The sequence below is a fragment of the Enhygromyxa salina genome, assembly GCF_002994635.1.
GTDB lineage: Bacteria > Myxococcota_A > Polyangia > Nannocystales > Nannocystaceae > Plesiocystis > Plesiocystis salina_B.
Genome location: NZ_PVNL01000015.1, coordinates 102,098 through 128,317 on the forward strand (window position 1 = coordinate 102,098; position 26,220 = coordinate 128,317).

Annotated in this window: 26 protein-coding genes and 1 tRNA gene; 16 read left to right on the top strand and 11 right to left on the bottom strand. The window is 67.7% G+C overall.

What is annotated here, in order from left to right; translation table 11 throughout:
- Window positions 1-81 precede the first annotated feature (81 nt).
- The 9 genes from ENSA7_RS03535 to ENSA7_RS03570 all read left to right on the top strand — a co-directional run bounded on the left by ENSA7_RS03535 (window position 82) and on the right by ENSA7_RS03570 (window position 6,350).
- Entirely contained in the window at window positions 82-750 is a 669-nt protein-coding gene (locus ENSA7_RS03535) for a hypothetical protein (protein ID WP_106087771.1), read from the top strand.
- Window positions 751-835: 85 nt separating this feature from the next.
- A tRNA-Sec gene (locus ENSA7_RS43105) sits at window positions 836-929 on the top strand.
- A gap of 22 nt (window positions 930-951) precedes the next feature.
- Entirely contained in the window at window positions 952-1,140 is a 189-nt protein-coding gene (locus tag ENSA7_RS03540; RefSeq protein WP_106087772.1) for a hypothetical protein, read from the top strand.
- A gap of 9 nt (window positions 1,141-1,149) precedes the next feature.
- Window positions 1,150-1,806 carry a PilZ domain-containing protein gene (locus ENSA7_RS03545; RefSeq protein WP_106087773.1) on the top strand — a complete coding sequence of 219 codons (657 nt, stop codon included), beginning with the start codon at window positions 1,150-1,152 and terminating at the stop codon, window positions 1,804-1,806.
- Window positions 1,807-1,887: 81 nt separating this feature from the next.
- Window positions 1,888-2,352 carry a J domain-containing protein gene (locus ENSA7_RS03550; protein ID WP_106087774.1) on the top strand — a complete coding sequence of 155 codons (465 nt, stop codon included), beginning with the start codon at window positions 1,888-1,890 and terminating at the stop codon, window positions 2,350-2,352.
- A 45-nt stretch (window positions 2,353-2,397) separates the two neighbouring features.
- Window positions 2,398-3,243 (top strand): class I SAM-dependent methyltransferase, encoded by an 846-nt coding sequence (locus ENSA7_RS03555; protein WP_106087775.1) that lies wholly within the window; start codon window positions 2,398-2,400, stop codon window positions 3,241-3,243.
- 33 nt (window positions 3,244-3,276) lie between these two features.
- A complete protein-coding gene (locus ENSA7_RS43110) occupies window positions 3,277-4,248 on the top strand; it encodes a class I SAM-dependent methyltransferase (protein ID WP_181233060.1) in 972 nt (323 codons plus the stop codon).
- Between the two features lie 100 nt (window positions 4,249-4,348).
- A complete protein-coding gene (gene nadA, locus ENSA7_RS03565; RefSeq protein WP_181233062.1) occupies window positions 4,349-5,827 on the top strand; it encodes a quinolinate synthase NadA in 1,479 nt (492 codons plus the stop codon).
- Window positions 5,828-6,110: 283 nt separating this feature from the next.
- The gene (locus ENSA7_RS03570) at window positions 6,111-6,350 is read left to right on the top strand and encodes a hypothetical protein (RefSeq protein ID WP_106087777.1); all 240 of its coding nucleotides are present in this window, start codon (window positions 6,111-6,113) and stop codon (window positions 6,348-6,350) included.
- A 3-nt stretch (window positions 6,351-6,353) separates the two neighbouring features.
- On the opposite strand, the gene ENSA7_RS03575 is transcribed toward ENSA7_RS03570, so the two are convergent.
- Window positions 6,354-6,632 (bottom strand): hypothetical protein, encoded by a 279-nt coding sequence (locus tag ENSA7_RS03575; RefSeq protein ID WP_106087778.1) that lies wholly within the window; start codon window positions 6,630-6,632, stop codon window positions 6,354-6,356.
- A 133-nt stretch (window positions 6,633-6,765) separates the two neighbouring features.
- Here ENSA7_RS03575 and ENSA7_RS03580 point away from each other — a divergent pair, with 133 nt between their 5' ends.
- The 4 genes from ENSA7_RS03580 to ENSA7_RS03595 all read left to right on the top strand — a co-directional run bounded on the left by ENSA7_RS03580 (window position 6,766) and on the right by ENSA7_RS03595 (window position 11,852).
- Window positions 6,766-8,112, top strand: a complete 1,347-nt coding sequence (locus tag ENSA7_RS03580; RefSeq protein WP_181233063.1) for a serine/threonine protein kinase — start codon at window positions 6,766-6,768, stop codon at window positions 8,110-8,112.
- A gap of 113 nt (window positions 8,113-8,225) precedes the next feature.
- The gene (locus ENSA7_RS03585; protein WP_181233065.1) at window positions 8,226-10,841 is read left to right on the top strand and encodes a serine/threonine-protein kinase; all 2,616 of its coding nucleotides are present in this window, start codon (window positions 8,226-8,228) and stop codon (window positions 10,839-10,841) included.
- Between the two features lie 164 nt (window positions 10,842-11,005).
- Window positions 11,006-11,176 (top strand): hypothetical protein, encoded by a 171-nt coding sequence (locus ENSA7_RS43115; protein WP_181233067.1) that lies wholly within the window; start codon window positions 11,006-11,008, stop codon window positions 11,174-11,176.
- Window positions 11,177-11,225: 49 nt separating this feature from the next.
- Window positions 11,226-11,852: an RNA polymerase sigma factor gene (locus ENSA7_RS03595; RefSeq protein WP_181233069.1), complete on the top strand. Its 627-nt coding sequence runs from the start codon at window positions 11,226-11,228 to the stop codon at window positions 11,850-11,852.
- Between the two features lie 872 nt (window positions 11,853-12,724).
- On the opposite strand, the gene ENSA7_RS03605 is transcribed toward ENSA7_RS03595, so the two are convergent.
- The 8 genes from ENSA7_RS03605 to ENSA7_RS03640 all read right to left on the bottom strand — a co-directional run bounded on the left by ENSA7_RS03605 (window position 12,725) and on the right by ENSA7_RS03640 (window position 21,053).
- Window positions 12,725-13,849: an NAD(P)/FAD-dependent oxidoreductase gene (locus ENSA7_RS03605; RefSeq protein ID WP_106087784.1), complete on the bottom strand. Its 1,125-nt coding sequence runs from the start codon at window positions 13,847-13,849 to the stop codon at window positions 12,725-12,727.
- Window positions 13,846-14,571, bottom strand: a complete 726-nt coding sequence (locus ENSA7_RS03610) for a methyltransferase domain-containing protein (protein WP_106087785.1) — start codon at window positions 14,569-14,571, stop codon at window positions 13,846-13,848. Before ENSA7_RS03610 ends, ENSA7_RS03605 begins: the two co-directional genes overlap by 4 nt.
- 8 nt (window positions 14,572-14,579) lie before the next feature.
- The gene (locus ENSA7_RS03615) at window positions 14,580-15,647 is read right to left on the bottom strand and encodes a type III polyketide synthase (RefSeq protein ID WP_106087786.1); all 1,068 of its coding nucleotides are present in this window, start codon (window positions 15,645-15,647) and stop codon (window positions 14,580-14,582) included.
- Window positions 15,648-15,773: 126 nt separating this feature from the next.
- On the bottom strand, window positions 15,774-16,670 hold the full coding sequence (locus ENSA7_RS03620) for a Ppx/GppA phosphatase family protein (protein WP_106087787.1): 897 nt from the start codon (window positions 16,668-16,670) through the stop codon (window positions 15,774-15,776).
- Window positions 16,671-17,197: 527 nt separating this feature from the next.
- Entirely contained in the window at window positions 17,198-18,481 is a 1,284-nt protein-coding gene (locus ENSA7_RS03625) for a beta-propeller domain-containing protein (protein WP_106087788.1), read from the bottom strand.
- A 259-nt stretch (window positions 18,482-18,740) separates the two neighbouring features.
- The gene (locus ENSA7_RS03630) at window positions 18,741-19,679 is read right to left on the bottom strand and encodes an energy transducer TonB (RefSeq protein ID WP_106087789.1); all 939 of its coding nucleotides are present in this window, start codon (window positions 19,677-19,679) and stop codon (window positions 18,741-18,743) included.
- A 78-nt stretch (window positions 19,680-19,757) separates the two neighbouring features.
- Window positions 19,758-20,195, bottom strand: coding sequence for an ExbD/TolR family protein (locus ENSA7_RS03635; protein ID WP_106087790.1), 438 nt, complete (start codon window positions 20,193-20,195; stop codon window positions 19,758-19,760).
- Between the two features lie 195 nt (window positions 20,196-20,390).
- A complete protein-coding gene (locus ENSA7_RS03640; protein WP_106087791.1) occupies window positions 20,391-21,053 on the bottom strand; it encodes a MotA/TolQ/ExbB proton channel family protein in 663 nt (220 codons plus the stop codon).
- 174 nt (window positions 21,054-21,227) lie between these two features.
- On the opposite strand from ENSA7_RS03640, the gene ENSA7_RS03645 reads away from it, so the two are divergent.
- On the top strand, window positions 21,228-22,697 hold the full coding sequence (locus ENSA7_RS03645) for a hypothetical protein (protein ID WP_146157288.1): 1,470 nt from the start codon (window positions 21,228-21,230) through the stop codon (window positions 22,695-22,697).
- The gene (locus ENSA7_RS03650) at window positions 22,690-23,478 is read left to right on the top strand and encodes a hypothetical protein (RefSeq protein WP_106087793.1); all 789 of its coding nucleotides are present in this window, start codon (window positions 22,690-22,692) and stop codon (window positions 23,476-23,478) included. Before ENSA7_RS03645 ends, ENSA7_RS03650 begins: the two co-directional genes overlap by 8 nt.
- Window positions 23,479-23,497: 19 nt before the next feature.
- Here the strand turns inward: ENSA7_RS03650 and ENSA7_RS03655 are convergent, their stop codons facing one another.
- Entirely contained in the window at window positions 23,498-24,202 is a 705-nt protein-coding gene (locus ENSA7_RS03655; RefSeq protein ID WP_106087794.1) for a DTW domain-containing protein, read from the bottom strand.
- Entirely contained in the window at window positions 24,202-25,521 is a 1,320-nt protein-coding gene (locus tag ENSA7_RS03660) for an HD domain-containing protein (protein WP_181233071.1), read from the bottom strand. The genes ENSA7_RS03655 and ENSA7_RS03660 overlap by 1 nt, the downstream gene beginning before the upstream one ends.
- Before the next feature lie 101 nt (window positions 25,522-25,622).
- Here ENSA7_RS03660 and ENSA7_RS03665 point away from each other — a divergent pair.
- Window positions 25,623-26,220, top strand: a 598-nt coding sequence (locus tag ENSA7_RS03665) for a TFIIB-type zinc ribbon-containing protein (RefSeq protein ID WP_504822946.1), incomplete at its 3' end; no start/stop codon positions are given.

Sequence of the window (26,220 nt, forward strand, 5' to 3'; positions counted from 1 at the left end):
GCGTGGTGCGCTCAGCGACAACGCGCTGTGGTATGGTCCCGGGCCCCGATCGGGCAGTGCCCGCCAAACGAGAGAAGCGTCATGTCCAGCTCCCGCGTTGTCACCACCGTCGCTGCCGTCGTCGTCTCACTCGCAACCTCGTTCTCGAGCGGTTGCAAAGCGGAAGACAACCGCTTGTTCGACGAGACAGGCGTGTGGACCCTCGAGAAGTACTCGCTCGACGGGACCCCGTACGAAGACATCACCCAGGGTCGCAAGAACCGGTTCTTGCTGCGCTTCATGCCCACGGCCGGGATCGAGCCACCCGACCTCATGGGTGGGTTGGTCGCCGCCGCCGCCTGCCACGAAGAGGGCACCAACGTCGACATCAAGGCCTCGACCTGCGTCAACGCCGAGTTCTCCACGTGGAGCTGCCAGTGCTTCGCCTACACCTTCGAGGAGTCGAAGATGGTCTGGCAAGAGTACGACCCAGGCCAGACGCCCCCGGTCGTGGGTGTGCCCCCAGCTGGCGACGGCACCGACGAGGGCGGCGGTGAATTTGGCGACGCGATCGAGATCGAGGTCTCGGCGTTCGGCAGCTCGACCTCGACCTACGAGTTTAGCTCGCTGCCAACTGGCTTGTTCAACAGCGACGGCGAGAACGCCAGGCACGTGTTCCAGCTCAAGGCCGACAGCGTGTGGACCGACGTCGACATCAACGGCGACGACGTGCCGGACCTCGAAGAGTGCTCGGCCCTGTGCTTCCCGTAGAGGGTTGGCCGTAGAGGGTTGGCCCGTAGAGGGCTGGGCCGTAGAGGGCTGGCTAGTTCTACGATCCGGGGTTATCGTCGCGGGTGGAAGTGCATGGCCCGCTGGTGCGGCCCCCGGTCTTCAAAACCGGTGTGGGGCGCGAGAGCGTCTCGGGCAGGTTCGATTCCTGTGCATTTCCGTCCTATTTGAGGGGCTTCGCGCGTGCTGCGGATCGCTGAGAGCTTCGAGGTCGCCGAGAAGATCGATCTCGACGACTGGCTCGCGCTCACTGGCCGTGAGCGCCTCGAGATCGGGGAGCAGATGCGGCGAGAAGCGTGGCCCTACTTGGCCAACTACGCCGAGCACGGTCTGCGAGCGTCCCGATCGCACCAGCACCCCCAGATCGCCTAGACTAACCAAGTGGCGGGCTCCGAAGACTCAGGCGAAGAGCGCCGTGGCGGCGATCGCATCCCGATCAACGAGGAATTTTCGCGCGACAGCTCGACGTGGGTGTCGGACCTATCTCGCGGTGGGGTCTTCGTTCACAGCGCCGAGCTGCTGCCGGTCGGATCCCTGATCGAGCTGCGCTTCACGATCCTCGTCGAGGATCTGACGGTGATCGAGGCGGTCGCCAAGGTCGTGCGTCACTCTCGGCGGCCGCAGGGCATGGGCGTGGAGTTTGTGAGTCTGAGCGACCAGATGGCTCGACAGATCGACGCGCTGCTCGAGCAGCGGCGTCCGCTCGACAGCGGGACACCACTGCGCCTGCCCGAGCCGCACCAGCTCGAGCCGCGGCAGCGCGACATCAGCGACGACGACACCACCCGGGCTCGCCTCGCTCGGCCCGCGCCCGTGGACCTGCAGTTTGGCGAGGCCAGCTTCGAGCCGGTGGTCGACGACGACGAGGACGAGACAGCGACGACCTCGTTCCCCCGGATACCGACTGACACAGCGCGTGGCGAGGCCACGACTGTGTTCCGCCCGCCGCCGATCCCAGGCCAGGGGAGCGACGGCGCGGACGACGAGCGCACGCGGCAGTTTCCCGCGGTAACGCGCGGGCAGCCCAAGACCAAGTGAGTTGCGGCTGGGCCCGCGCCTACCGGGATCCGCCGCCCAGACCCCTTGCCCTCGTGAGCGTAGGGCGCCACACTTCGATCCGTGGGCATCGGCAAGCGGCTGTGGGACGTGACGCGGGCGAACGTCTCGGACTTCGCCAGCGCGTTCTCGACCGACACCGACACCCGCGAGCGGCGGCGACTCGACAACGAGGTCGAGCGAGAGGTCGCCCAGGAGGTCGCAGACACGATCGGGGCCAAGGCCGGCCGACGTGCGCGCCGAGCCGCGACCAAGGCCGAGGACGCGTGGGAGCGCGCGTTCGAAGAGGCGCGCGCGCGCGGACCAGGTGCGAACGCCAGCCAGCGCGAGATCGACGGCTGGTACCGAACGCTCGAGGTCCCGGTCGGCGCGGACTTTGCCACGGTTCGCAAGTCGTACCGGCGCTTGATCGCGCAGTACCACCCCGACAAGTTCGCCAGCGATCCCGACAAGTATGCCGCCGCGACCGAGGTCGCGCGCAAGATCACCCACGCCTACGATGGCCTCAGGCCGATGCTGGAACAGTAGGGCCCTTGACCACCTTCGCCCGCTCCACTACATCGCGGGCACCCCATGGCCAAGCAAAAGCGTCCCAAGGGCCGGGCCGCGACCGCGGACCGGCACGAACTCTACGAGCTGTCGGTTCAAGATCCTCCCTCGGAGGTCGCGTTCACGACCTCGACCTTTCGCAAGCTGCGCGGCCGCGAAGCGCTGAGCGTGCGCGAAGATTTTTGTGGGACGGCGGTGTTCAGCCTCGCGTGGGTCAAGAGCCATCCGCAGCGCACGGCGATCGGCGTCGACCTCGATCGAGAGACGCTGATGTGGGGGCTCGACAAGCGGATCCGCCCGGCCGGCGGCGACTACGAGTCGCGCCTGACCCTGCGCAACGGCAACGTGCTCGAGCCCAGCGCCCCGCTCGCCGACGTCGCGGTCGGCTTCAACTTCTCGTACTGGTGCTTCGACACCCGTGACTCGCTGCGCACGTACTTCGAGGCCGCGCGGGCCGGCCTCACGTCTGACGGCGTGCTGTACCTCGACGCCTACGGCGGCACCGAGGTCTGCATGCACGACGTCAACGAGCGCGAGGTCCGTGACGAGACTGGCGTCATCAACGACGGCGAGACGTTCATCTACGTGTGGGAGCAGGTCGAGTTCAACCCGCTGACCTCGCACATGGACTGCGCCATTCACTTCGAGTTCGAGGACGAGTCCCGGATCGACAACGCGTTCACCTACTCGTGGCGGGTGTGGAGCCTGGCCGAGCTGAGCGAGCTGCTGCAAGAGGCCGGGTTCACCAACGTGCGGATCTGGACCGAGGACGAGGACGAAGACGGCGACGGCCTCGGCACCTACTCCGAGGTCGACGATCTCGACAACGAAGGCGTCTGGTGGGTCTACATCAGCGCCGAGAACTGCTGAGCACAACGACGACGCGAGACGGACAGCACGGACATGGGCGGCAAGCAACACAAGAAACGCAAGAGCAAGGCGCCGACCCAGGCTTCGCGCGCGGATCTACACGAGCTGTACCAGCGCTCCGTGCAGTCGCCAGACGCCGACTGCGAGCTGTTCGCCAACATCTACGAGGAGCTGCGTGGCGCCGCTGCGAGGGTGCTGCGCGAGGATTTTTGCGGCACCGCGCTGCTGTCCACGACCTGGTGCCTGGCCGAGCCCGAGCGTCGGGCGTTTGGTGTCGACCTCGACGGGCCGACCCTCGAGTGGGGCCGCGCGCACAACATCGTCCCCAACGCCGAGGCCCTCGGCGAGCGCCTGACCCTGGTTCAGGGCGACGTGCTCGAGGTCGACGCGCGCGCGGTCGAGCCCGCCGACATCATCGCGGCGCTCAACTTCAGCTTCTGCGTGTTCAAGCAGCGCCACGAGCTGGCGCGCTACTTCGAGCGAGCGCTCGCCGGCCTCGCCGAGCGCGGGATCTTGTTCCTCGAGCTGTTCGGGGGGACCAAGGCGATCGACACCGACGAAGAGATCCGCGAGCTCGAGGGGCACACGTATATCTGGGAGCAAGAGTCGTTCAACCCGATCAACAACGACATCGTCTGTCACATCCACTTCGAGTTCGAAGATGGGTCGAGGATCGAGCGCGCGTTCACCTACGAGTGGCGCCTGTGGTCGATCCCCGAGCTGCGCGACCTGCTCTACGAGGCCGGGTTCTCCAACGTCCGCGTGTACTGGGAGAAGGTCGAAGAGGAAGACGACGAGGACGAGGACGACGAGGGCGACGAGGACGAGGACGACGAGGACGACGACGACGAGGACGACGAGGACGAGGACGACGAGGACGACGACGAGGACGACGAGGACGACGACGACGACGACGAGATGCTCGAGGGCACGGGCGAGTACGAAGAGGTCCACGAGGTCGAGCAGCAGGACAGCTGGCTGGTCTACGTCGTCGCCGAGCGCTGAGCGCGACCGCCCAGCCCGCGCGCGCGAAGCCGACAAGACAAAGCGCACGTCGACCACCAGGCGTGACGATTTGCGTTACGCTTGGGCTAACGAGGTCGCCTTGCCCAGCGCTGCACCCTTCCCCTCGCTGATCATCCGCGCCGATCGCTACGTCGCCCAGGGCGCGTTTGCTGAGGCCCAGGCCGAATTTCTCGATCCCGACCCCGACGTGGTCGCGCGGCTCGAAGCGCTGCTGCGCTCGCGCGAGGCCGGCGTGGTCGCGCACTACTACATGGACGCCGAGCTGCAGGGGGTGCTGTGGGCCTGCGACTGGCCGCACATCAACATCTCGGACTCGCTGGTGATGGCCGATCGCGGCGTCGACATGGCCCGCGCGGGGGCCAAGGAGATCGTCGTGCTCGGGGTCGACTTCATGTCCGAGAACGTGCGGGCGATCCTCGACGCGTCGGGGTTCGAGGACGTTGGGTGTTGGCGGGTGACCGAGCAGGCGATCGGCTGTTCACTGGCCGAGGCCGCCGAGTCTCGGGCCTACGCGGCGTGGCTCGAGCAGGCCGCGGCGACCCCCCACTCGCTCCACGTCGTCTACATCAACACCAGCTTGCGGACCAAAGCCCACGCGCACCACGTGGTCCCGACGATCACCTGCACCTCGAGCAACGTGGTCGCAACGGTGCTGCAGACCTTCGCGCAGGCGCCCCAGGCCCACGTGTGGTTTGGCCCCGACACGTACATGGGCCAGAACCTCGCGCGCCTGTTCTCGACGCTCGCAGAGCTGGGTGATGGGGTGATCGCGGCGCTGCATCCGGCCCACACCGCCGAGACGATCCGCGCCCTGCTGCCGCGCTTTCACTACTTCGAGCAGGGCAACTGCGTGGTTCACCACATGTTTGGTGCTGCCGTCACCGCCCAGGTCGAGCGGGACTACTATGACCACGCGGCGGCGGACGTCGACATCACCGCCCATCTCGAGGTCCCCGGTGAGATGTTCGCGCTCGCGCTCAGGGCCCAGCGCGAGGGTCGGGGCGTCGTTGGCTCGACCAAGAACATCTTGGATCACATCACCGCGAGGCTCGACGCCGCGCTGGCTGAGCCCGCGTCGGCGCAGCCCAGGCGCCTGCGCTTCGTGCTGGGCACCGAGGCCGGCATGGTCACCGCGATCGTTCGCGCGCTGCGTGGTCGGCTCGCCGCAGCCCGAGAAGCCGCGGTGGAGATCGAGATCATCTTTCCCGTCGCCGCCGACGCCGTGACCACCACGGGCGACGCCGGGCTGCCGATCATTCCAGGCGTGGCTGGCGGCGAGGGCTGCTCGACCGCGGGCGGCTGCGCGACTTGTCCCTATATGAAGATGAACAGCCTCGACGCGCTCATTGATCTGCTCGAGCGCCTGCCTTCGCGGGCTTCAGGCGACCGCCTCGCTGTCCGCCGCGAGCTCGCTGGCTACGAACCTCGCAAGTATGGCGAGCTCATCGCCGGTAAGACGGTGGCCGCGCTCGGCACCGAGCCAATCCTGCACATGCGCGGCTTTCAACGGGCGGGGACGCTGCCGGAGGAACTGGTCGCGGACCTGGTCGCGCGATGAGGTGTCGCTCGCGTCTCACTGCCACCCGTGCAGGCAGCGATTGCTCCGGCACGATTTGCGCGTCACCGTTGACGCATTCGGGCGATCCGCATGCGATAGAGTGGTACGGTGTGTCAGGCGCAGGGCGATGATAATTCGCGCTCGGGGTCAGGACGCTGACCCGCTCGGGGCGCCTCTGCGTACCGCGGCGCTTGCTGGCAGCAACGACAACGATGAAACCCACGATGATGTTTGGCCCGACAATTCGCCACTACAATTGCCACGTGGCCAGGAGCGACGCGCCGTGACCGAGGGTGACGCCGACGCCTTCACCCATGAGGTCGGAAATCTGATCAACAACATGTATCTGCAGGCGCAGCTGCTCGAACGGCAGCTGGCGCGAGAGCGGAGCAGCGTTGACTCCACCAAGCACGCGCGGCTGCAGCTCATCATGGGAGAGATGCGGCGCTTGTCCTTCCTGCTCGACAAATTGCAGCCGCCAACGCCGCCCGACCGCCAGCGCCCAACCACGCCAAGGCTCTAGCTTCTAGCTATCGTCGGCATCGGGCGGCGCGAACTCGTCGGCGAGCCTGGAGGCGGTATGCAGCGTCTCTCGAGCGCGCAGGATGCTCTGATCCAGGCCATCGAGCACCTCTTGCAGATCCCGGCCGCGCGTGACGGCTTTGCGCAAGACGGCGAGCTGCATGGGCATCGGATTGATGGCATTGCGCAGCTCGTGGACGAGCGCGCGAACGGCCAGGCCGAGCGCGTGCTCGGCATCTCGCCGCCCGAGCTCCCGCAGCTGTTCGCCGGCTGGCTCATCCACACGCTCATGTTAGGCGCAGAGCGACACCCGCGTAGTCGGCAACTTTAGGTCATGTCGCTATCGCCGCCGGCAAGCTTTGCTGCGAGCAATGTGCGTTGGTTCCCGGTAATTCACGTGGGCCACCATGGGAGCAGTGAACGAAGACAACGCCGAGATGGATCTGGCCGGGGTTCCGGTGCCCGTGGCGATGGAGGACACCAAGCCAATCTCGATCGATGAGCTGTCGCCACGCACGGGCGACCTCCCTTATCTGGGTTGGATACCGATCGGCGCGCTGATCCAGAACTCCTATCGAATCCTCGGGCAGCTCGGCGAGGGAGGCATGGGGATCGTGCTGCACGGCGTCGACGAGAGGCTCGAGCGCGAGGTAGCGATCAAGTTCATCCACCCCAAGCACGTCGACACCGAGGAGTTGCACGAGCTGTTTGTTCGCGAGGCGCGCGCAATGGCTCGCGCTCGGCACCCAAACCTGGTCGAGATCTACGCTCGCGGCGACTACAAGGGCTCGCCCTACTTCGTGATGGAGTACATCAAGGGCACGACCCTCGAGGAGTGGGTCGCCGGCCATGATCAGCGACGGGTCGGCCTCGACGACGCGCTCTCGCTGCTCGACCAGATCTGCCGCGGCGTCGCGGCGCTGCACGCCGTGGGCGCTGTCCATCGTGACCTCAAGCCGAGCAACGTGATGATCGGGCCCGGGTTTCGGGCGGTCGTCACCGACATGGGGCTGGCGATCAATCTGGGTGGATGGGCCGCCGGGCGCGAGCGAGTCGCGGGGACGCCAGCGTATATCTCGCCCGAGATCGCCGCCGAGCGGCACGTCCCGCCCCAGTACGCGCACGCCTCCGACATCTACGCGATCGGCGTCATGGCCTATGAGCTGCTCACGGGGCGGCACCCGTTCAAGGCCAAGACCGTCGTCGAGCTGCTGCGCGCCCACATCCACGAGACCCCGCCAAAGCCGAGCGAGGTCGCGCCCGAGCTCTCGGATGTGTTCGACGAGGTGCTGCTGCGCGCGCTGGCGAAGGACCCGAACGACCGGATCGAGTCGGCCCACGCGCTGCGGACCGCGCTGGCGCTCGCGCGCGAGCGCTCGAGTGAGTCGAGCGCCCCGCTGCGGATCATGATCGCCGATGACGATCATGCGTGTCTGCGCTGGACCGGGAAATTCATCAGCGGGTCGTTTCCCAATGCCACGCTGGATCTCGTCACGGATGGCGCCACCGCCCTCGCGCATGCGATCCGTGACCCGCCGAGCGTCGCGATCTTGGATCTGAGCATGCCCGGCCTCAACGGCACTGAGCTGACCGCCGCGCTGCGGGCCAACCCACGCACCTGCGACGTGCCGATCGTGGTGGTCACGGGCGTCGGTGGAGCTCGGGACTGGCGTCTGCTGCTGCGACTCGGCGCCTCGGGGTTCCTGGTCAAGCCCACGGACCCGGACGCCCTGATCACGACGATCCGCCGGCTACTCTGCTAGATCTGTCCGTAGCGCGCCTCTCGGTCGAGTGTGGCTGAGGTCAATCGTTCGTCGTCGTCGCTCGACTATCACCGATGCATGACGAGGTCACCGACGCAGGAGCGACCGCTACAATGACGACGCGGGCACCCGCGCAGGCGAACGAGCAGATGACGACGGGCCTGAGTTCGCCGCGCGCGGGGACCCCCGCGCAGACGACCGACGGTGGCCAGCGCGCCGTCCCAACCCAGCTCTCGTGGGATGGCGGGCGGAGCCTCGAGGCCGAGGTCGAATTCCGCTCGGCGCTCGTTGGGCTGGCGTTGCTCGACGAGCCCGAGCCGGTGACGATCGGGCGCGACCAGCGATACACGATCCGTCACCTGCTCGGCCGCGGGGCCATGGGCGCCGTGTTCTTCGCCGACGACCGCGTGCTCCGACGACCGGTCGCGATCAAGGTCATGTCGAGGCTCCTGTCCAACCGTCACCGATCTCAGGATCGGCTTCGCCGCGAGGCGTGGGCCTTGGCGCTGCTCGATCACCCCAACGTGTTGTCCGTCTACGACGTCGACACCGCCGCCAGTGGCGAGCTCTTCATCGCCATGCAATACGTGGCGGGGCACAACCTGCGAGAGTGGGCCGAGGCGACGAAGCCGACGCGGGCCGAGCTGATCTCGGTGTTCGTGGCGGCCGGTCGCGGGCTGGCGGCCGCTCATGAAAAGGGCCTGGTGCATCGCGACTTCAAGCCCGACAACGTGCTCCTGCAACAGGACGGACGGGCGTTGGTCGCCGACTTCGGACTCGCTGGCGGGGCGCCGCTCTCGTCACACCAACCCGCCGGTCCCGCGCACAGGGGGGCCACGACCGAGGCGAGCTTCATGGGGACCCCGGCCTACATGCCGCCGGAGCAACGACGCGGCGAGGTTGTCGACGCTCGCAGTGATCAGTACGCGTTTTGTGTCTCGCTGTGGGAGCTGCTGGTCGGCGAGCGACCCACGCCGCAGACGGTCGGCGAGCGACCGCGAGAGCTCCCACGCTGGCTCTACGCGCTGCTTCGCCGCGGCCTCGCCGAGGGCATGGACGACCGTCATGCGGACATGTCCACGCTCGTCGCCGCGCTCGAGCATACGCCGACGCGTCGGCGCCGATATGCGTGGGCCGTCGGGGCCGTCGGCTTGGGCGGGGTGCTGGTGTTCGGTGGGGTGCAGCTCGGATCCCCACCTGATCCAGCGCCGGGGCGGGCGGCCGCCGATCCATGCGCGCAGGCTGGCCTCGAGCTGGAACGGGTCTGGAACCCGGCCCGCAAGCAAGCCCTCGCCGCTCGCTTGCGCGAGCTCGACCTCGACGAGACCGGGCTCGCCGCCCAGCGTGTGATCTCCAGCCTCGATCGCGCGGCGACCCAGTGGCGCCAAGATCGAGTCGCGGCGTGCGGCCAGGGCGTGGATCCGGGATGCCACGAGCGCTGGCTGCGGCGCTTCGATCGTCGCGTCGAGCTGCTGAGCTCGCTCGATCCGGCCGCAGCGCCAAGGATCAGCGAGCTGCTCGAGCCGCTTCACACCCGCGCCTACTGTGACCTGGTCGCGGTGCCGCTCGACAGCGCGACCGACGAGGCGCTCGACCGAGTCGAGCTGAGCGAGGCGCTCGCCGACTACGATGAGGCGCTCGCGCGCGGGGAGCAGCTGTGGGCCGGTGTCCAAACCCGAAGCAGCTGCACGCAATCCGGTGTCTACTCGGAGGAGGCCGCCGCGGTCAGCTACCGTCTTGGCCACATTCATGGCGAGCGGCACGACGCCAAACAGGCGCTGCGTTGGCTCGACCAATCGATCGTTCACGCGCTGGCCTGCGCGAACGACTCGCTGCTGGCCGCCGCCCACTTGCGGGCGGCCAAGATCTCGGCCGTTGACGACAGCGCGCTCGTGAGCGCAGCCCGTTCGTTGCGCGAGGCCAAGGCGATCATGGATCGCTCCGGTGATCTGCCTGAAGACCTGCGCGTCGAGTACGAGCTGACCAAGGGTGTGGTCGAGCTCAACGAGGGGGACTACGCCAAGGCAGCTGCCCGGCTCGAGCGCGTTCGCACGCAGCTGGGCGAGCACCCGTTGCTAGAGCTCGAGGCGCTGATCAACTTGGGGGTCGCGGCCAACGGACTCGAGGACCGCGACATGGCCCGAGCGGCGTGGGAGCGCGCTCGCGAGCTCGGCGCGGGTCTGCCCGGGAATCCACCCGAGATCGACATCGCAACCCTCAACTATGGACTCGCGCTCGCGCACGCCGACCAGCAGTCCCGCGACGCGGCTGGCGACGTTCTGAGCCTCGTGATCGCCAGCCGGCACCCAAGCGTCCGACTGCGCGCGACCACGGGGTTGATCGAGCTCGAGTCCAATCGTGGACATGCAGCCGAAGCGCGTCGGCGCGCGCCCGGACTGCTCGAGCTGGCCCGCGCACACCCGGAACAACCTGCGGACGATCGCGCGTTTGCTCTGTTATGGGCGGGCCAGGTTCTGGCCGACGCCCGCGACAGGCGAGGTCTCGAGGCGCTGACCGAGGCGCTCGCGATATTCGACGAACACCTCGCGCAGCTCCCCGAGCGGGTAAACTGCGAGCTCTCGCTGGCGTGGAACCTGCTCGAATTCGGTGAGGTCGAGCTGGCTCGACAACACCATCGACGCTTGCTGTCGCTCGATCCCTCGCTCACTCGAGATCTGGGGCCGTCGCTCGCCGAGTTCGGTCGCGCCCTCGATCACGAGCGTGGATGAGTGGCCTGACTCAGATCGCATTTTTGGGGTTCCGCGGCAATCGTTCGCGTGAACCCGACGACCATCGAGAAGCGAGCCACCGCGTCGACAGGGCTCGCTCAACCCTTCCAGAGGATGTACCCATGCGAACGAGGCTGCGAACTGCTGCCGTGACGATCTGTGTCATGAGCACGCCCATGATGTGCACGATGAGCGACCCGGGGACCAAGGGGCCGCCACCCCAACCCACACCGATCGAGACCGAGCCACCGCGGATGGTCGGACCGACCGTCCTCAAGCTCATTCCGACCCGGACCCCGCCCCAAGACACGCACTTCAAGCCACTCCCACAGTAGTTGGGCGCAGCGGCCCGTCGCTGCAAGGATCCGTGTTAGAGTGCCCGCGGTGCGGGACGACACGGATCTCCAGTTGATCGAGCGTTGGAGAGAGGGTGACCGCCGAGCCGGGAACCTGCTCGTGGACCGCTACTTCGCCCAACTCAGGGCATTTTTTCTCACTGCGGTCGGGGACGCGGATCGCGAGGATCTCGTCCAAGAGACCTTTCGTCGGCTGGTCTCGGCGGTCCCCAATTTCGAGGGGCGCTCGAGCTTTCGAACCTATCTGTTCAAGATCGCCCGGTTCACGCTGCTCGACTTTCTGCGTCAACGCTATCGGGGCAAGGGAGAGTTCGACCCCATGCTGCACTCTGTCGAGGACGTCGACGGTGTCTCGCCCTCGCACCTCGTCACGGCGATCGAGCGTCACCAGCAGCTGCTTGGGTGTGTTCGCAAACTTCCAGTCGAGACCAAGCAGCTGCTCGAGCTGTACTATTGGCATGATCACACGGCAGCCGAGCTCGCCGAGGGCTTTGGCATCCCCGAGCGAACCCTGCGTAGTCGCCTGGTCGCTGCCCGCAATCGCTTGCACGCGTGCATGCAGGACGGCGCCGCGCCGACCAACGAGCTCGACCTCGCGCTCGAGGGGCAGCTGCGCCAGATCGGTGAATTCCTGCGGTCGGGGCGGGTGACGTGATCTCGCATCGCGTGGTGATTGAGGTTGTCGGGACGTCGCAGTCATGGTTTCGAAGTGATGTGCCTCACTGTGCTTCGTTCAGTCGAACGCACGCGACAACCGACTTGAAGAGTATGTCGAATCGTTCAGCTCCCAAGCTTCAAGTTCTTTTCGCCACACTAGCGATCACTGCGAGCGCCTTGACGCTTGGATGTGATCAAGACGTGTCGCTTCCCACTCCAGTCGACGCCTTCGCGGAGGACGACGGCGCAGAATTGGACGATGATGGTGAGCTCACGGATATGCCGATAGAGAGCTCGGGTGAAGCGAGCGCAGGTGAGGCAAGCGGCGGCTCCGAAGTCAGCCTGAACCCGAACACACAACCCGGCGCGAGCAACCACGTTCACGCGCCTCGCTATTGTTGGAACGACTCTCAATGTTGGGGGAGTCAATGCGGCTGCGTGAGTTCCACCTGCCAACCACAGGGCGTCAGCCCGCTACCTCCGGCGGAGTACTGTAGTTACCCTCCCGAGTTCCATGCGGGCGATTATGTACCCTGCGCCGGGGCGAGTGACTGTGCCGATCACTGCAACTGTAATACCAGCGGCTCGTACGGGTACTACTGCAAGCCGTTTGGGGTCGGCCCCCACCCACCCTTGAGCTCCTGCGAGCCCGATGGCGGCGGCGGCGATGGCGGCAGCGGTGGTGGTAGCGGCGGTGGCAGCGGTGGCGGCGGAACAGTTTTCGAGTAGCACAGCGAGCCTGAATCTCGTCGCGCCCGCTTCGACCAGCGTGTCTGTCCCCGCCGCTCGGGCGCCAGCTTTCCCACGGCCATCGAGATCAGGAAGCTCCAGGGGATAGTCTGACCGACGACGCCGCGCGGCCCATGCAGGTCATGGCCGTCGGCGGGCCGCGACCGCGAGGACGCGGTCGGGCACGCGCGTGTGCGTGGCGACGGTGCTCATCAGCCCGGGCCAGATCCATGCGGCGAGCGCCAGCACTCGCTGACCTCGCCGCTGCACCAGCGCGCGAGACAGCCTCGTCGCTAGCTCGATTCGCGGTCCGACATCACGCGCGAGCTGCCCCTGGTAGTCCTGCGCGCTGCCACCGTGCAGGTAGATCGAGGCCGCCAGGTTCGCGCTGTGTAGCGCGATCGACATGCCGTCACCGGTGAACGAGGGGATCACCGCCGCCTGATCACCGAGGCGCCACAGCCCGTTGGTGTAGCGTCGGACGTAGCCGTAGGGGATCGCGGACAGGGCGAGTGGTCGACGCTGGTACGCGTGGGCACCCGCGAGCCGTGCGTCGAGATGAGCGGACTCGCGGCGAATCGCGTGCAGCACCCGCTCCCAGCGCTGACCGAGCGCGAGCAAGCGTTGGCGACGGATCACCAGGCACAGGTTCGCCCGGCCGCGCTCGATCAGCTGCAGCCCCGCGTACCCGCCTTCGAACAGCACGAGCTCGACGTGGCCTTCGAGCTTCGCGGTCTCGCTCGGGGTCAGGCGCCAGTGCAGCTTGAACGCGACCAGATCCGCTTGTACGCCGGGGGGCCGCTTGTGACTGCGCAGGTCGTGCTTGCCCGTGGCCAGGAACACGCTGCGTCCTGCCAGCTGTGAACCACCCGCGATGCGTGCGCTCCAGGCTGCGCCGTCGCGCGTCAGCTCGCTGACCCTGGTGCCGCGCAAGATCCTTGCCCCGGCCGCAGCGGCGCGCTCGAGCAGGGCTTCGTCGAGCACCCGACGCGACAGGCTCGCGCCAGCAAAAGGCAGGGGCGCGGCGGTGACCTGCCGCCGCGAGCACAGCCTCACAGCTTGGATGGCGACGGCGCCCAGCGCCGAAACATCCACACCGAGCGAGGCGAGCATGGCCACGCCTTCGCTCGACAAGAACTCCCCGCAGACCTTGTCGTGAGGCCCCGTGGAGCGCTCGAGCAGCGTCACCGCGCGGCCGGCCGTGGCCAGTCGGATCGCCAGCGCCGCGCCAGCGAGCCCGCCACCAACGATCAGCGCATCACTCATGAGCGAGCTTGCCTGTGGCGCGCGACGGTGACGCGAAACGGGAACACGTGCTCGACCTCGGCGGCGCCTGCTTCGACGCCGGCCTCGTTCAGCAGCCGTTGCCAGTCCGCGGGCACGAACGCGCGAGCGATCGACACCGGGCCGTCGTGTTGAACGAAGGGGTGCAGCCGCGCCCAACGAGCGACGCGACGAAACACGTGGTGGGGCAAGGGGTGGCGATGCAAATCGTTGACGAACCAACCGACCCGAGCGTGTGCCTCCATCCAGCGCAGGAATTCGACGACCTTGGCGTCGCTGAGGTGGTGGGTGAACAGCGAGCTGACGACGACGTCGACGCCACGCGGCGGCGCGTGGGTGAAGATATCCGCGGTCACCCACTCGATGCCGAGCTCGGGGGCGCTCGCCTGCGCAGCCGCTACGCGCGACCACGGGTTGAGATCGACGCCAGTCAGCGAGACCTCGACCCGACACCGCCGCGCCCACTTGGCGAGCTCGCGCAGCAGGTCTCCGTACCCGCTGCCGACGTCGACGACCTCGAGCGGACGGCCCAGCGCGCGACTCGAAGCCAGCAGTCGATCGAAGAATCGAAGCGTCGGCCGGTGCGCGAGGGTCCACACGTTGACGCGGGCGAGGTCGGCGAGGCACGCACGAAACTCGTCGTAGCCGACCGCGGGATCATCCATCAGCTCGGCCTGCGTGGAGCGCTGCGTGAAGTCGATCATGCGCGCGCCTACAGCTTGTGGAAGAACATGGTCTCCGCGCTCAGGCCGGGCCCAAAGGCCATCGCGCAGCCACGCTGGCCGGGCGTCGATGTGGCCAGCAGCGACTCGAGCACGAACATGACCGTGGCCGAGGACATGTTGCCGTAGCCTGCGAGCACGCGTCTCGACGCGGCCAGCGTCGTGGGCTCGAGCGCGAGGCCACGCTCGACGGCGTCGAGGATCGAGCGCCCGCCCGGATGCACCGCCCACAGCTCGAGCTGCTTCGCCGACGCGTCGTCGAGGATCGCGTCCGCGACGACCTGGAGGCCCGCGCAGATGTTCGCGGGGACGCGGCCCGACAAGAACATGTCAAAGCCCTGATCACGCACCTTCCACGTGATCAGATCGCGGGTCCCCGGGATCACCGTGGTGTTGAAGCGATCGATCGTGAGCCCGACCGGATCGGCGCTGATCAGGCTGGCCGAGCAACCGTCGCCAAACAGCAGGAACGAGAGCATGCGCTCGATGTTGGTCGTGTGCTGAAGGTGCAAGGTGCAAAGCTCGAGGTTGACGAGCAGCACCCGCGACGCGGGTTCAGAGCGCACGATATGGTGGGCCAGCCGCAGGCCCGTGATCGCGGCGTGGCAGCCCATGAATCCAACCATGGTCCGCTCGACCTCGGGGCGCAGGTCGCACTGCTGCACCAGCTCGAGGTCGAGACCCGGCGCGTACATGCCTGTGCAGGTGGTCACGATGACGTGGGTGATGCGCTCGGCGGCGGCGCCTAGATTGAGCTTCGCAACGGTCTCGACAGCGAGCTGCGGTGCGTGACGCTCGAACAGCTGCATGCGCCGCGAGATCGGCGGGAACGCGCCGCGCATGTACACCTCATCGCCGTCGACCGAGCGCGCATCGGGGCTCGTGGCCGGAGCCAAGACCGAGTAGCGATGCTCGATCTGCGCCTTCGCGGCCATGCGCTCGAACAGCACCAACGCGCGCGTATCTGCGAGCAGCGTGCGCGCAAACTGGAGATAGGTGACGTGGATATCGTGGCGGGGCACCCCCGTCACGATCTGGTTGATCTGTACATTGGTCATGGCTGACCAATGCACAGACTTCACGTGCTCACGGGAATTGCCAACGCTACATTTTCGGACTGCGAGGCTAGACTAGAACAGCGCGTTGAAGGCCCCGCCGGTCGCCACGCAGGCGACCGGTGCCTCTCACTGGATCAGCGCGTAGCGCAGCCCGCGATCCCGAACGACCAGCGTCTGCGCACCGCAGTGCTCGAGCGCCGCGAGCAGGATCGTGATGCCCCCCACGACCACGTCCGCGCGCCCAACCCCGAGCATCGGCATGGCCTGCAGCTCGGCCAGGCTCAGGCTCGCAAGTCGCCCGCGCAACCGAGCGATCTCGCCGATCCCAACCCGCCTACGATCGACGAGCTCACGATCGTAGCGGTCGAGCCCCAGCAACAGCCCGGTCACGGTCGTCACCGTGCCCGCCAGGCCGTAGAGCTCGGGCTCCGCGGCGAGCGGCTGCGCCGACAACACCTCGCGCGCGTGGGCCAGCATCCGATCGAGCGCGGCCGCGCTGGGCGGGTGTCCGTCCGAGAGCAGCTCGGAGATCCGCACCGACCCCAACCGATGGCTGACCGCCTGCTCGACCTCGAGCCCACGCCCCACGACCAGCTCCGTCGACCCACCCCCGATGTCAATCACGCGAAGCGGATCGACCTCGGGGTGCTCGAGCGCGACCGAGCGATACGACAGCCGAGCCTCCTCGTCGCCCGAGATCAGCCTCACCTCAGCCCCGAGCAGCTCGCTCGCAGGCACCAAAAACTCCGCCGCGTTGCTGCCCATCCGCAGCCCCTCGGTCGCGACCGCCGTGATCCGCGTGACGCCCTCGGCATCAGCCAGCGAGCGATACCGTCGCAGCACCTCCAGCGTGCGCTCGATCGCCTCAGCCGAGAGCGTCCCCCGGCTCGCCGCGCCCTCGGACACCCGCGCGACCGTCGACTCGTCGCGGATGATCGAGAGCGCCCCATCCGGCCCTCGCCGAGCCAAGAGCAGCAGCACGCTGTTGCTCCCAATGTCGATCACCGCCTGAGTCGTCGGCACCCGGTCCGCATAGCCCGAACCCGACCCGTTGGGGACCCCCTAGGAGGGGGCCACTCATACGGTAGCGAACAGCAGACCCGCGCGCAGTGAAGGCCGACCGCCGAAGACGAAGAAAGCCCCTAGGAGGGGGCCACTCATACGACTGCGAACAGCAGACCCGTGCGCAGTGAAGGCAGGGGGCCACTCATACGACTGCGAACAGCAGACCCGTGCGCAGTGAAGGCCGACCGCCGAAGACGAGAGAGCCCCCTAGGAGGGGGCCACTCATACGGTAGCGAACAGCAGACCCAAGCAAAGTGCAGGCCGACCGCCAAAGACGCAGAGAGCCCCCTAGGAGGGGGCCACTCATACGGTAGCGAACAGCAGACCCGTGCGGAGTGAAGGCCACTCATACGGTCGCGAACAGCAGACCCGCGCGTAGTGAAGGCCGACCGCCGAAGACGCAGAGAGCCCCCTAGGAGGGGGCCACTCATACGGTCGCGAACAGCAGACCCGTGCGGAGTGCACGGTGCCTGTGGGGGTCTAAATCAGTTCGCCTTGGGTCCCCAGTCAGGGGTGCTGGCGCCCTTGGCGATCTCGACGTTGTTGTTGCCGTCTTCGTTGGCCACGTAGATGCTGCCGCCCTGGGTGTAGGCGACCCACCGGCCGTCGGGGCTGAACGTGGGATCGAGGTTGCGGCCCGGGCTCTGGGTCATGCGGACCACGCTGCCGGACTTCACGTCGATCTTGAAGATGTCGTAGCGGTTGGACGCGTCGCGGCCCGAGTAGACGATCCACTCGCCACGGCTGGCGCCCTGGCTCCAGTCCGGCGACTGGTTATAGTTGCCGGCCTTGGTCACGCGGCTCTCGCCGCCACCGGAGGCGCTCATGCGATAGACCTGGGGCCCGCCAGCGCGATCGCTGACGAACGCGATCTGACCGCCGCCGCTCCAGCTCGGGGAGCCGTCGATCGCGGGGTTCTTGGTCAGGCGGCTCTTGATGTTGCCGCTGCGGTCGATGGTGTAGAGCTCCGCGTTGCCGTCTTTGGACAGCGCCAGCGCGATCGTGCCGCCGTCGGGGCTGACGGCGCCGCCGAGGTTGAGGCCCGGGAACTTGGACACGCGGGTGGGGCCGCCACCGCTGCTGATCCACAGATCCGGGTTGCGCTTGGCGTAGCTGGTGAACACGACCTCGCCGCCCGGACCCATGTTGGGCAGGATGTTGAGCGAGCGGTTGCTGGTCACCGCGGACGTGGCCTCACCGTTCATCTGCACGGTGTAGACGTTCTTGCTGGTGACCGGATCACGACGCGTTCGGACGAACGCGATGCGGGAGCCGAACACGCCGGGCTCCTTCGTGTAGTACTCGATCACGTCGTTCATGAACTTGTTGGCGGCCGTGAGCGGGTCCCCAGCTGGGTAGCCACGGCTCAGCACGGGCTTGTCGCCCTTGCTGATCTCGTACATCGCCATGCGGATCTGTGAGCCCGCCTCGGAGGTCAGGATCACCACGTCGACGTTGCCGACCGCGCTCCATGCCTTCTTGTCGAAGGTCTGGGCCTTGATCAGCGCGCCGGGCAAGCTCCGACGGGGGATGATCTGGAAACCGGCGGAGATCTGGGCGTTCTTGCGAAGCAGATCTCCGAGCTTTCCGTCAGCGGGGATCGCCACACCGAGCAGACGCGACTGGCCTTGGACGCTGGCGTCCTGGAACGGCTGCATGGGCAGAGTCGGCGGAGCCGCGTTGGCTTCGGCCGGGGGCGTGCCGGCCCACAGACTACCGAGAGCCAACAGGGCGGCGAGGATGGAGGTTCCGAACAGCGTGCGCTTCATGATTGGGACACCTCGGGCGTCGGGGGGAGCATACCCGTCGAGCCCGCACAATCAAAGGCGTTCATTTTGGCCCGTACGACCCAGTGCGGTGCTCGGCCGCCCTGCGCGGGCGTTCGCCGGGGCAATTGTGCGCGAGGGCCCACAGGAACGCGGCTCCGCGTCACCCGGGTGGTGGGTAGCTCACGCCCGCAACCGGGTCAGAACCGGGTCGGACCTGGGCCAGAACCGCGGCCAGAACCGCGGCCAGAACCCCGGCTCCTCACTTAACTTTGCCCTGGCTCCACGCGAAGTTGTAGTTGAGCACGACGCAGCTCGCCTTCATCTGCTTGGCGATGTGTGCGGGCGGCGGTGAGAACTTGAGGCGCTCGATCTCACCGCGGACCGCCCCGTCGAGGTCCGAGTTGCCGGAGCTGCCCTTGTCGTAGACCTTCTCGACGGTGCCGTCCTTGCAGACCTTGAGCTTGAACCGGTAGGGCGCGCCCGCGGGCAGCTTGGCGGCCCAGGCCGGGACCTTCATGTTGTTGAGGGCAGACATGACCGAGGTCGCCCACGAGTCGCCGTCTTTCTTGAGGTCAGCCCAGCCGTTGGGGTCACCAAAGGGATCGCCAGTAGGATCGAGGTTGTTCGGCAAGTCCTTCTCGTAAGGGTTGTTGTCCTTGCGATTCTTGTCCGAGATCTTGGCGTCCTTGTTCTTGTTGACCGGCTTGTCGTCCTTGGGCTTCTCTTCGATCTCTTTCTTCTCTTTTTCCTCGGGCGGCGGGACCTCTTCTTCGGTGACCGCTTCTTTTTGGACGTCCTCGGGCGTGCGGGTCTCCTCGTTGATCGCCTTCTCGGGGATCTCCGTGGGCTCGACGCCGAGCTTGGTCAGCGCGCCCGGCTCGAACTCGAGCAGAAACTCTTCTTCGTCGGCACCCGATGCCTCGGCGCTGTTCTCGAGCCACCACATCACGAACACCAGCGAGGCGCTCAGCACGATCGTGCCGAAGAACGCTCCGATCAGCGCGAGCGGAACCGCGAACAGGGCCCGCAGCTCGCGGAACATCGAGTAGAGCGGGGCGAGCAGGGCCGGCGGCGTGCGGACCGGCGTGATCGGACCCTGGGCTGCGCGCGGCGGCGCGGCCTGCAGCTGCTCGATGGGTCCTGGCCCTTGTCCGTGGTGCGGGGAGTGCTGGCCCTGGGGATGCTGTGGGTGGTTCATCGGAGACTCACGGCCGAGGTGCAGCATAGCGCATCGCGGCGGCTTCGGAGCAAAGCCCCTGACGGCCCCCGCCTGGCTCTATTCGCGCCTGGGATTGGTCACGAACCCGACCTCGGACACGCCGGCCTCCTTGAGCGCGATCATCACGTCGAGGATCACCTCGAAGGGCACCGTCCGGTCGCCCTGAATGTAGGCGACCTTGTCATCGATGATCTTCTGGTTGGCCGACAGCTGCTCGGTCCACCGCGCCTTGTCGGCGTCGAGCGGAAGCGCACCCACGAACACCCGACCGTTGGCGTCGACCGAGACCACCGACAGATCGAACTCTTCTTCGGTGATCGGCACCCCGACCGCGAACGGGATATCGACCGGAACCTGCTCCTGGTTCATGAGCGGCGTCGCCACCATGAACCCGATCAGCAGGCAGAACATGATGTCGATCAGCGACGTGACGTTGATCGCAGCGACGGGCTCATCCCCGCTCGCCGACCCATCATGCGTGACAATTCCGCCCACCTAACGCCCCCCTACTCCAGATCCAAGGTCACAATTCAACCGCACGAGCCGCCCCCAGCGAAGCGAACGTGAAGCCCCCTCCCAGGGGGCCACACATGCCGTCGCGCACAGCTGAACCAGCCCATCGAGCGAGTGCAGCGAGCGACCGGACGCGAAGCGGACGTGCATGGCAAAGTGCGAAGGCGCCTGTGGGGGTCAAAAAAAGTGGCGTCGGATGATGTTGAGGTAGTCGCTGCCGAAGGTCGACATCTCGGCGTTGAGCACCTTCAGCCGGCGGTTGAAGTAGTTGAAGGCCACCACCGCCGGGACCGCCGAGAGCAGCGCGAGCGCGGTCGTGACCAGCGCTTCTGCGATCGGCTGAGAGATCTCCGAGAGCTCCGCGGAGCCCTTGGCCGCGATCGCCAAGAACGCGTCCATGATGCCCCAGACCGTGCCGAACAGACCGATGAAGGGCGCCGCGGCGCCGGTCGTGGCCAGGAACGGGAGCAGCGTCTCGAGCTTGGTCATCTCGCTGACCTTGGCCCGCTGCAGCGAGCGCTCGATGTTCGCGGTGTCCTCCATCTTGGCGTGCATCGACTCGCCGTCGCCGCCGCCTTTCTTGACCTTGGACAGCTCGACGTACCCGGCGCGGAACATGGCCGCTAGCGGGCTGTATTTCAGGCCCTCGGCGACCCTGTAGATGTCGTCGAGGCGCTTGCTGTCCCAAAACCGATCGAGGAAGCTGACCGACTGCGACTGCGCCTGGCTGATCTGGATCAGCTTGTAGATGATCACGAAGATACACAGCGCGACCAGCGTCAGCAGGATGATCACGACCCCGAGGACGATGCCCTTCGAGGCGGTCAGCAGCTTTATCATGTCGACCTCGGCCAGAACCGGGGAGGTCGCAAGTGCTGATAATTCGGGGAAGATCACGGCGCGCGCAGGCTACACGGCTGAGCTGCGCGGGGGCAAGTGCGATGCGTGTCTGATCTGCACGGGGACGGGGCGTGCCCTCTGGACCGCGCTCGGGCGCCCTGCTAGACCCGCGTGGTGCTCGTCGGCCGGCCATCGGACCACCGCAGCGGCCGCTGGACCCCCGGCGCGCTCGCGCTCGCGCTCGCGGTCCCGCTGCTGGGCGCCTGCGCGGAGCCGCCCAGCTTCTTGCTCAGCTGGGAGCTCGACGACGGGCAGGGCAACCCCGATCCGGAGCCCGCGCTGAGCCCCGTCGAGCAGTGCGCGGTGGTCGGCGTGTCGAAGGTCCGCGTCACCACGATGGTGGGTGCCTGCGTCGACTCCAAGTTCGTCGGTGCTGACGTGGACACGCGCGAGTACCCCTGCTCCGCCGCCTCCGCTTCGTCGGGCGCCGTCGATGGGCCCACGCTCGAGCCGGGCGAGTACACCGTGTTGGTCGAGGGCCTGCGTCGCAGCGGCGAGCCGTGGGCCTGCGAGCACTCGCTGTGTGAGCTCGATCCGAGCTCGGCGCCCTGCATCGCGCGCGCCGTCACCAGCGTGACGGTGACCGAGGGCGACGCCCAGCCGATCCACTCTGTCACGCTGATGAGCCCGCCGCAGTGCGACGACGGCATCGACAACGATCGTGACGGCCGCGTGGATGGCCACGATCCCGGCTGCATCTTGGATCCGACCGGCCCAGAGTCCGCCGACGCCAGCGTGACCGTGATCCAGCCGAGGGTCACGTTCCTCGGTCGTCCCGTGGTCAGGCCGTTCCACGTCGGGATCCAGGCGCTGCTGGTCGAGATCAGCGGGGAGCAGCTCGCCGTGATCGGGGACCACCAGCTGGACCTCTCGCAGTGGCCGTTTCGCCTGCCGATCCTGTCTGGTGAGCTCGACGAGGGATCGTACGAGCTCTCGATCACCGGGCTCGACGCGGGCCAGGTCCCGGTGACCCAGACGATCTCGTTCCCGTTCGACGTCGATCAGGATCAGGCCAAGTACGTGGTCAACCAGTTCGACTTCACGGAAGATCGCTTCCTCGAGCCGATCGTCGCGCCGATCTCGTTCAACACCAGCTTGCTGCTGTCGCCCGACGCGGTGACCGGTCCCGGGTGCGAACTTGGTGGCCACCTCGCCGACAACCAGCCGATCACGCTCGACCGCCTGTGGGTCCGGATCACCGACGGCTCACAGCCACTCGACGCCGCCGCGCTCGGGCTCACTGGCTTCGCCGAGGTCGGCGGGTTGATCGCGCCCGTCGACGAGCCGGGCGGCTGGGTCAGCTACGAGTGCCCCTCGTCGGTGATCGACTCGGTCCCGCTCACCTGGGGCGGCTACGACATCGAGGTCCAGGGACGGATCGGCGCCGAGGTGTGCTTCGCAACCCCCGCGCTGATCGAGCTCCCGCCCCAGCCGTTCAGCTCGACCGAGCTCGGGCTCGAGCGCGTGCTCGTCGACGATGAGCCGCCGGTAGGCTGCCGCGAGTGCACGGCCAACATCGACTGCTCCAACCAGGTCTGCGTCAAGCACGTGTGCGTCGACCAAGAACCATCCTCCAATGGCTGAGCCCGACAAACCGACGAAAAAGATCCCGCCGCGCACGAGGGAGCGCAAGCGTCGGGGCCACAAGGCCGAGACCGAAGCCGCCGAGGCGGCCAGGATCGAGGCCGAGGCCAACAAGCCCAAGCGCGCGGTCAAGGCGGTCCGGCAGCTCGACCCGGAGGCGTTCAAGCAGGTCGACCTGATGATCGGCTCGTTCGCCCAGCGCCGGTTCGGCGGCATGATGCCCGAGGTCGCCAAGGCCTTCTTCGCGGTCGCCCGGGGCGAGGAGGCCAAGCACCCCGAGCTGCAGCAGGCGTTCGCGCTGTACTTCGTCTACGGCTACCGCGACGGGCAGGGCCTGCGGGTGCTCGACATGTTCGCGCAGCACGGTCTGCAGCTCGATCGTGAGCAGCGCCGGGTGCTCGACGCGTGCATGCGTGCGCGCTTCGTGGTGTTCGGGCTCGAGCGCAAGAACGACGCCAACAAGCAGCTGATCGGCCGCGACATCTTGCGCGAGACCCCGATGACCGTGCTCGACAACGTCGCGTTCGCGCAGCTGAGCCCGGGCGATGTGCTCGGGGCCTACATGTTTCCGGTCGGGGATCTGTGGCGGCCGCTCGGGATGGCGACCAAGGTCGCCGGGGCCCGGACCAAGGCGCTGAGCCAGGCGCTGGGCCAGCTGTCGGGGGCCCAGAGCTTGGCCCCGATCGCGCTCGCGGATCGGCGCCCGGCCCAGGTGTTCTGGACGCTGTACCGCGTGGCCGAGCACAGCTTCAGGGGCGGCCCGGCGCCCAAGCCCAAGTAGCGGCGTTCACGGGTCGCTCTCAACCAGGCGAGCGGCCAAACCGATGCTCGCGCTCGGCGACCCAGTGCTCGGGGACCGCGGGCGAGCGCTGCTTGGCCTTCATGAACAGCATCCCGGCGGCGACGTGGTCAAAGTAGGTCTGCAGCGCGAGCGCGGGCCCGGGACCCTCGGCCAGCTCGATCACCCGCACCCCGGCCTCGAAGCTCGAGATCCGGCTGGGCTCCGACGGCACCCGCACGCCCCAGTGTGAGGGCGGGCCCTCGGGCAGCGCGAACGCCTGCATCGTCGCGAGCTCGGGCAGCCGCCGGCTCATCCGCGAGCACTGGGCCCAGGTTCCATCGAGCAGCACGAAGGTCTGGATCGCGTCCGGCCGCGCGGCCCTGCGCGCGGCGAGCTGCGAGCGATCCAGGATCGGCGCGGGCTCGGGCGCGCCACCTTCGGGGTCGAGCACGCGGGGGAAGATCAGCACGTAGTCGCGCTCGGGCCGAGTCAGCGCGCTCGGATCGAACTCGCAGCCGCGCACGCCGAACTGGACTAGCTCACAGTTGGTCAGCACCTGCGGCAGCATCCGCGCGGTGTTGGTCGGCTTGTGGCGCTCTTTGTTGTTCTGGACCACCAACAGGGCAGTCGCGAGGCTCAGCTGGGGCCGGTGCGCGCACACACACAGCTCGTCGTGCAGTCCACACCCGTCGCAGCGCCGGGCCTCGAAGCGTCGCTGGCCCATCAGCGAAACTCCTCCACGGCCGCGCTCACGGCCTCACGGGCAGCGGCGGGGAACATCACGCGATGCGAGACGAACACCTGGGAGGACAGGGCGTGCATCAGCGGCGAGGCCTCGAGCAGGCTCTGGACCCGCGGGCCCGACAGCACCACGAGCGCCTCGTCTTCGACGTAGGCGTGGATCTTCACCCGGTCGGTGGCCGCGAAGTAGCGCGGGTCGAAGCCCGCCGCCGTGACCACTGGATCCACGCGCGCGCGGACTTGTTCGTCGGTGATCTCGTCGCGCAGCTTCACGCTCTTGAGCAGCTTTCGCTCGCGCACCGCGACCGCGAGCGGGCCCAGGATCGGGTCAGACTGACGGTGGTCATGGCCGCCCGCGTAGTGCCACAGCGCGGTCTCGAGCGCGCTGTCGTCGAGATCCAGGTACTCGCGGGTCGACAGCTCGCGCCCGCGAAACAGCTCGACGATCGCGGCCGGGGTCCCCGGCGCTGCGCGTGCGTCATCTTGCAGCAGCTCGCCGAGCCGGCGAAACAGCGCGCGGATCGTGACCTCGGCTGCGCGCACGGCCTTGTGCAGGTACAGCTGTCGATACATGTACAGCCGCGCCAAGAAGAAGCTCTCGACGGCGGTCAGGCCCTTGGCGCCGTCGACCGCCAAGGTGGCCGCGCTCGCGCCCGCGGGCAGGTACAGGCGCAGCGACGCCAGCAGCCAGTCGAGATCCAACAGCCCGTAGCGGACCCCGGTCATGTGGCTGTCTCGCATCAAGTAGTCGCAGCGATCGACATCGAAGGTGCCCGACACCGCGCGGGCGAGGTGGCGGATCGGACAGACCCCGTGGATCAGTCGCTCGACCGCGGCCGGGGCCTGCTCGTCGAACTCGCGCAGGGCCGCGTGGACCTCGGTGTCAGGGTCCATGATGATCTGTGTGGTCCACGCCTCGTGCGCTCGGGCGTGGGCCTTGGGGACCACCTGCTCGAAGGTGTGCGAGAGCGGCCCGTGACCGAGGTCGTGCAGCAGCGCGGCCGCCAGGGCGATCGCCTCCCACCACGGATCGATCCGGTCGTGGCTGGGCAGCTCGTCGACCAGCGAACGGACCCGCTCGAGGTAGCGCTGCATCACGTGGGCCGAGCCGACCGCGTGGGCGAAGCGTGAGTGCTCCCCGCCGGGGAACGCCAGCGAGGCCAGACCCAGCGCCCGGATCCGTCGCAGCCGCTGCACCTCGCGGGTGTCGATCAGGCGGACCAGCAAGCGGTGCCCGGCCGACCGGGGCCCATCGCGCAGCGAGAAGGAGATCAGGCCATGGACTGGATCGCGCAGGATCACGGTCGCCGAAGCTACCAGCCTCCAAAAAGCCCCGAAAGCAGCCCTGCAGCTTCGGCGATGATATGCTCCCGGCGCCGCGTGACGGCCTCCGCCTCCTCGACATGTTCAACTGCTCGAATTGCGGCCACCAGATCGATGACGCCCGCGTGTCCCCGCCGCCGTTTTGCCCCCGTTGTGGCGAGGCGACCGGCGACGTCGACTCGCCCTTCGAAGATGGCGACTCGCCGTTGCCACCACCTCCGCCGATGGGCTCACCGTTGCCGCCGCCGCCGCCGATGGGGGTCATGCCCGGCGAGAGCCCAGACGCCTCGCTGCCGCCACCGCCCCGATCCGGCCGCGGCGAGCCCTCCAAAACCCTGTTTGGCATGCAGGGGCTGAGCTTCGACGGCAGCTTTGAGGACGACGGCGGGCTCGCGTTTCCAACCGACGACGAGGACGAGGACGAGGGGCTGATGAGCGTCGCGCCCCCCAGCGACGACGGGGGCCTCGCGTTTCCGACCGATGACGACAGCGGCGCCGCGTTCGTGCAGGCCGACATCGCGTACGACGACGGCCTCGAGTTTCCGACCGACGACGACGACGAAGTGTTCGCGCCGCCCCCCGAGCGGGTGGGGGCGGCGGCCGACCGGGCGCTCGAGCCGGGGGCGGCTTGGCCACCGGAGCCGCCGCCCCCACCCGCTCGGGGGGCGGCGCGAACAC

What these genes read in the sequence shown, in the direction of transcription:
- ENSA7_RS03535 (WP_106087771.1), top strand. Translation starts at nt 82, where the DNA reads ATGTCCAGCTCCCGCGTTGTCACCACCGTCGCTGCCGTCGTCGTCTCA.
- ENSA7_RS03555 (WP_106087775.1), top strand. Translation starts at nt 2,398, where the DNA reads ATGGCCAAGCAAAAGCGTCCCAAGGGCCGGGCCGCGACCGCGGACCGG.
- ENSA7_RS43110 (WP_181233060.1), top strand. Translation starts at nt 3,277, where the DNA reads ATGGGCGGCAAGCAACACAAGAAACGCAAGAGCAAGGCGCCGACCCAG.
- ENSA7_RS03585 (WP_181233065.1), top strand. Translation starts at nt 8,226, where the DNA reads ATGACGACGCGGGCACCCGCGCAGGCGAACGAGCAGATGACGACGGGC.
- ENSA7_RS43115 (WP_181233067.1), top strand. Translation starts at nt 11,006, where the DNA reads ATGAGCACGCCCATGATGTGCACGATGAGCGACCCGGGGACCAAGGGG.
- ENSA7_RS03605 (WP_106087784.1), bottom strand. Translation starts at nt 13,849, where the DNA reads ATGAGTGATGCGCTGATCGTTGGTGGCGGGCTCGCTGGCGCGGCGCTG.
- ENSA7_RS03610 (WP_106087785.1), bottom strand. Translation starts at nt 14,571, where the DNA reads ATGATCGACTTCACGCAGCGCTCCACGCAGGCCGAGCTGATGGATGAT.
- ENSA7_RS03615 (WP_106087786.1), bottom strand. Translation starts at nt 15,647, where the DNA reads ATGACCAATGTACAGATCAACCAGATCGTGACGGGGGTGCCCCGCCAC.
- ENSA7_RS03625 (WP_106087788.1), bottom strand. Translation starts at nt 18,481, where the DNA reads ATGAAGCGCACGCTGTTCGGAACCTCCATCCTCGCCGCCCTGTTGGCT.
- ENSA7_RS03630 (WP_106087789.1), bottom strand. Translation starts at nt 19,679, where the DNA reads ATGAACCACCCACAGCATCCCCAGGGCCAGCACTCCCCGCACCACGGA.
- ENSA7_RS03640 (WP_106087791.1), bottom strand. Translation starts at nt 21,053, where the DNA reads ATGATAAAGCTGCTGACCGCCTCGAAGGGCATCGTCCTCGGGGTCGTG.
- ENSA7_RS03650 (WP_106087793.1), top strand. Translation starts at nt 22,690, where the DNA reads ATGGCTGAGCCCGACAAACCGACGAAAAAGATCCCGCCGCGCACGAGG.
- ENSA7_RS03655 (WP_106087794.1), bottom strand. Translation starts at nt 24,202, where the DNA reads ATGGGCCAGCGACGCTTCGAGGCCCGGCGCTGCGACGGGTGTGGACTG.